Source organism: Pseudarthrobacter phenanthrenivorans (assembly GCF_000813845.1).
GTDB lineage: Bacteria > Actinomycetota > Actinomycetes > Actinomycetales > Micrococcaceae > Arthrobacter > Arthrobacter phenanthrenivorans_B.
This window is the reverse complement of sequence record NZ_JWTB01000063.1, coordinates 1-5,368: the sequence shown is the minus strand read 5'-3', so window position 1 is coordinate 5,368 and position 5,368 is coordinate 1. Positions and strand designations below refer to the sequence as shown.

Here is a 5,368-nt window from a genome sequence, read left to right as displayed (position 1 = left end):
GGACACCACCCACACACCGCCGTCGTTCAACTCCACCTCAGTGGTCTTGAACCCCGGATACAACACCGCGCCCGTCACCACCACAGCCAGCACCACACCAAACGCAGTACCGGCTGCGGCCTTCTTATGTCGCTTCTTCAGCCCAAGCTTCCCCAGCAGAGTTGTCACAGCGTGTTTTTCCTCAGATTGTGCGGCCGAACGGCATCCTCGTCAGAGACCGGTACGAGGCTCTCTTTTCCCGGGCGTAAGACTACCGAATTGCCGAATTCGGCGCGATGGGGAGATCTGCCCCGGACGTCGCGGATTGACCCCCTCAGCAATGCGGGGCTCCCAGGGCTGCGGGATCCGCAAGCGTGGTGTGGCCGGCGATGACGTACCGGCCAACGTTGCGCGCGGAACCGGATTCAACCCGCCACCAGCGGACGATGCCGTTGCCGGACCAGTTGTCGCTCTGGTCGATGTAGCACGCCACCATGATGCGGTCCTGGTCCGCCTTGTAGAACCAGGGTGGGCTGTCCGCGTTGACGCCGTCACAGTCGAAGTATGGACTTGGCCGGTAGTTTGATCCGCCCAGGGTGAAGGTACAACTCCTGACGAAGTTGGGGTCCGAGGTCTTGATCCGGGTTTCCCAGAGTCCTTGCTTGCCGGCAGAGGCGCTGGCCGTGACCACCGCGCTGCCGGTGCCTACGGAGTTGAAGGTCTGGACCGCGATGGTCACGGTGTCACCGAAGTTTGCCGTGTTGACCGTCCTGCTGCCGGAGGGGGCAACGTTCTCCCATCCTCCGTTGTTGATGCTGATCCTGGTTTGCGCCACGTCATTGGTGCTGGTGGACGGTGAGGACCAGTTCAGGGTGGCCGACTTTTGGTTCACGCCGCCGTTTTGGCCTGACGCCGAGGGGGTGCCCGGGGATCCGTAGGGTGTGGTGGTGGCAGGGGTGCTGGCGTCAGAGCTCGGGGCCACCGTCGAGTTGGCGATGACGGTAATGCTGACGGCGGTGCCGTTGCTGAAGCCACTAATTGTCTGCCCGGGCGTGATGGGTCCGCGGGCGCCGTTGCTGGCGTTGTAGCTGTAGCTGACTTCATTCTCGGCAGAACCGTTGCGTTCGGCCGCGGTCAGCCTGCGGAAGTCCACGGTCACGGAGCGTCCTGCTCCGCCGGTGTTGGCCGGTGTGGCCGTCACGCCGGAGACCGGGGACAGCTTGCCGGTGGCGCGGCGGGGCGCGGAGGGCGGGCTGACCGCGCCCTTGCCGGCCTTGTTCTCAGCCTGCACCGTGAACGTGTAGGCGGCCTCGGAGTTGTTGGCAGTGAAGTTCGCCGTGCGGACGTTGCCGGGGACGGTCTGGGTCTGGGCGGGGGCGTTGCCACCGCTCATGGTGACGTAATAGGTGCTGATCGGATCGCCGTTGGTGTTGGGTTCGGCCCACGTGACCCGAAGCTGGTTCTGGGTCCCCACGGATGATGCAACGGCGGACGAAGGTGCTGCAGGCGCCGCCGGGACACCGGCGGGATTGTCCTCCGCAGAATACGTCCCCCAGTCGGAGGCGCCAAGCTCGTTGACGGCCTGCGCACGGACCTTGTACTTCACGCCGTTGGTGAGGCCGGTCCAGGTGTAGTTCAGCCCGGCGACCTCGTTCTTGACGGCCACCCCGCTGGCTGGCGGCGGCGAAATTTCCAGGTTGTAGTGCTTCACCGGTGAGCCCTCGGTCTTCGCCGCGGGCCAGGTGACGGCCAGCGTCTTGTCCCCGGCCTTCACCGTGGGGGCTTCCGGCGGTGACGGCTTTTCGTCAGGGCGGATTTCGTTGGACTGAGGCGAAGCCTGCGAGTCCCCCACCTCGTTGGTGGCGAGCACCGTGAAAACGTACTTCACGTTGTTGGTGAGCCCGCTCAGCGTGCAGGTGGTGGTGGGGCACTTCTGTTCGAAGCCGTTGTTCGAGCGGACGGTGTACCCGGTGATGGGGGCACCATTGTCCGACGGCGGGGCCCACTTGAGCACGGCGGTGCGGCTGCGGACGTCGGTGGCGCTGGGGGCGGAAGGCGCGTCGGGTTTGCCCCGGACGGTGAGCCGCAGGCGGCCGTCGACCTGGCGGGACAGGTCGCCTGTCTTGTCGGCCACGGTGTAGCGGACCACGATGACGCCCTTGTACCCCTCGGCCGGGGTAACGGTGATGCTGTCTCCTGAGACGGACGGCTGACCGGCTGCGGAGCCCGTCTCCACCGTGGCGCCAACGATCCGCAGGGGCGTGTCCGGGAAGGGGTTGAAGTCGTTGGCCAGGACGTTGACCTGTTCCGTCTTTCCGGCGTTGGCCTTGTCCACCGCATCATCGTTGGCCACCGGCAGGGGCCGGTTGGAGGCAACGTGGCGTGCGGTGATGGTGGCACCCACGGCGGGAGACCTGCCGTCGGTGACCTTCACCTGGATGTTTCCGGTGACGCCGATGCCAAGGGAACCGTCCGCAGTGATGGCGAGGGTGGCGCCGTCGACCTTTGCGCTGAATCCGGCGGGAAGGGTCCCGTCCAGTTCGAAGCGGAGGTTGTCCTTGTCCCGTTCGTCCACGTCCTTGGCCAGCCCGGCGAGGTCCACCGTGGCCTGTTCGGCCTTGGGAACGTCCACGGAGGTACCGCTGAAGGTGGGCGTGTGGTTGGCATTGGGGTCCGGAATCACCTTGGTCATGATCACCAGCGTGGATTTCAGGCCGTCGCCGTCGTCCGGTCCGGAGCCGTCCGTCACCTCGAAGGTGATGGAGCCCGGGCCCACGTAGTCCGGTTTCGCGGTGTAGCGCAGTGCCTTGCCGTCGGACTGAATGACGCCCTCCGGTGATCCGCCCTGGACGCGCACGGAGTCGGCCACGGTGATCCTGGCGGTGCGGCCGTTGCGGACGCGGACGTATTCGGACAAGTCCAGGGTGACGTCCTTGCCGGACATGACTTCAACCGGGTCGGTCTTGGCGAGGGTGGGATACTGCGCGCCCTGGCCGGGGATCCACATCAGGGCGGTGGAGGTGAGGCCGTCGACGTCCGTGACCGTGTAGGGAATCAGCTGGTCTTCAGGGGTGAGGGTCACCACCACGTTGCCCGAGTCGCCGGTCCGGGCGTTCGGGTTGCCGTCGGGGAGGCTGATCTTCAGCTCGGAGGCCACGCCGTCGGCATCGGAGTCGTTTTTCAGGACGGGGACGTCCACAGCGGTCTTGCCGAGGGTTTCGGCCACCGTCACCCGGTCGTCCTTGGCCACCGGGCGCTTGAGTTCGGCGTCCGGGCTGATCCGCACCCGGATCACGGCGCTGGCGGAAGCCTTCTTGTCGTCCTGGATGCGGTAGCTGATGCTTTCGTTGCCGGCGGTGCCGGGCGCAGTGAACAGTACCTTGGCGCCGTCCGTGGCCTCCACCTGCAGGTCCGGCTTGGCCTCGAACCCGTCGGAAACCAGGCTGAGCGGATCGCCGTCGGGGTCCGAATCGTTCGCCAGCGCCTCCACGGCCACCTTGCGGCCGGGCCGGACATCCACGGCGTCGTCCACCGCGATGGGCTTCTGGTTGTTGGCCTCCGGCGGGGCAATGCCCACAATGACGGTTCCGGTGTTCTCGGCACCGATCCTGTCCCGGACCCGGTAGGTGAAGCTGTCAGTGCCGGCGGCGTCGCCGGCGGCCGTGAATTCGAGGTAGCCGTCGCGTACCACGGCGGTTCCCATGGCCGGTGCCTTGTCGATGCCGATGAGCTGGACGGAGTCGCCGTCGGCGTCGATGCCGTCCAGGGGCACGGGCACCTTGACGGTCATCCCGGCCACCACGCGGGTGGTCAGGTTGCGGGGCTCGGGCCGCGTGTTCCGGTCATCGTCCCGGGCACGGATGCGGATGGTCACCTGTTGCGAGTCCACCTGCCCGGATTCGTTGTGGACCTTGTAAATGGCGTACACGGTCTTCGCTTCGGGCCCGGCCACGAACCGCAGCTGGTCGCCCGCCACGAACATGCGGCCGTCGGCGGCGTCAGGCTGCTGGGCGAGTTCCGGCAGCAGGGTGAGCTTGGAGCCGTTGGGGTCGGCGTCGTTGGCCAGGACGGGGATGGTCACGACGTCGTTCGCCCTGACCGTGGCCTCGTCCGGCTTGGCCTGCGGAGCCTGCAGCTTAGCCGGAGCGGGAACCATCAGCACGGCGATCTCGCCGGTGGCGGACGAGCGTCCGTTGGAGACGGTGTACCGGACCGTCAGCTGGCCTTCGGCGCGGATGTCGGTGATCCTCACCACCGAGTGGTCCAGCACTGCCACGCTAACCGGCAGGCCGGCGTCGGCGGTTACGGACTGCACCACCAGCACTCCACCGGAGGGATCCGAGTCGTTGCCCAGGACGTCCACCAGGACGTCGCCGCCGGTGGGGAGCAGCGCGGTGTCCCGGACGGCCACCGGCGCGCCCCCGTCGGTGCCCGGCACCACATCAACGCGCACCAGTTGCTGGGCGCTCGCCGGGCCGTTGGTCACCAGGTAGCTGACGTAGTGGGCGCCGAGGATGCGGGAGTTGAAGGTGAAGGTCTGCTGGTCGGGGTTCAGGGTGGCCGTGGACTCAGCGTCGGCTGTGGCCTGGGCAAGCCGCAATGTACCGCCTTGCGGATCCGTGTCATTTTTGAGCGGAGTGATAACAGTGTCTGTTCCTGCCACGGCCACGATATGGTCGGCGTTGGCGATCGGCGGCAGGGCGCCCGGGCTCCGGACATCCACCGTGACTTTTCCCTCGGCAGTGGACTGGCCGTCTGACACGGAAACGGTCAGGATTTTTCGCCCGGGTGCTGCACCGGAGTCCTGGAAGGTGAGTTGGCCGTCTGGCCTGATCCGGACCTGGTCCAGCGGGTCGGCACTGGAGACGGAACCAGCGAACAGGTCGTCACCGTCGGGATCGATCCAGTCGGGGAGGATGTTTTGCGTGACCGCCTTGCCTGACTGGACGACAAGCGTGGTGTCTCGGTTGGGCTTTTGCCGCGGCGGTGTGTTGGTGCCGGCCGGGATGATGTTGAGGGTGAGATCGGCGGATGCGGAGAGGCCGCGGCCGTCATCCACGGTGTACTTGAACGTTTCGCTGCCGGCCTTGTCTGCGGGAACGGCGACCTGCAGCCCCGTGGAGCCGTAAATGGGTGAAACGGAGCCGGTCTTGACTCCCTCGGGCGTGCGGACAGTCAGGACGTCGCCGTCGGGGTCGGAGTCGTTGTCCAGCACCGGCAGGATGGTCGTCTTTCCGGCGCGGACACCGAACTGGTCGGGTTTGGCCACGGGCGCATTGTTCGGTTTGGTGCGGTCGGGCAGGACCGTCTGCTGGACTTCGTCGGCGGAATCCTTGTCGGCGTCGTCAGAGGTTTCCTTGGGCGGGATGACGTCGTCCCAGTTGTTGAC

1 protein-coding gene is annotated in these 5,368 nt (G+C 66.6%); it reads right to left on the bottom strand.

What is annotated here, in order from left to right; genetic code table 11:
- Nucleotides 1–313: 313 nt before the first annotated feature.
- A partial coding sequence (locus RM50_RS20035; RefSeq protein ID WP_043456340.1) for an Ig-like domain-containing protein occupies nucleotides 314–5,368 on the bottom strand: 5,055 nt, incomplete at its 5' end.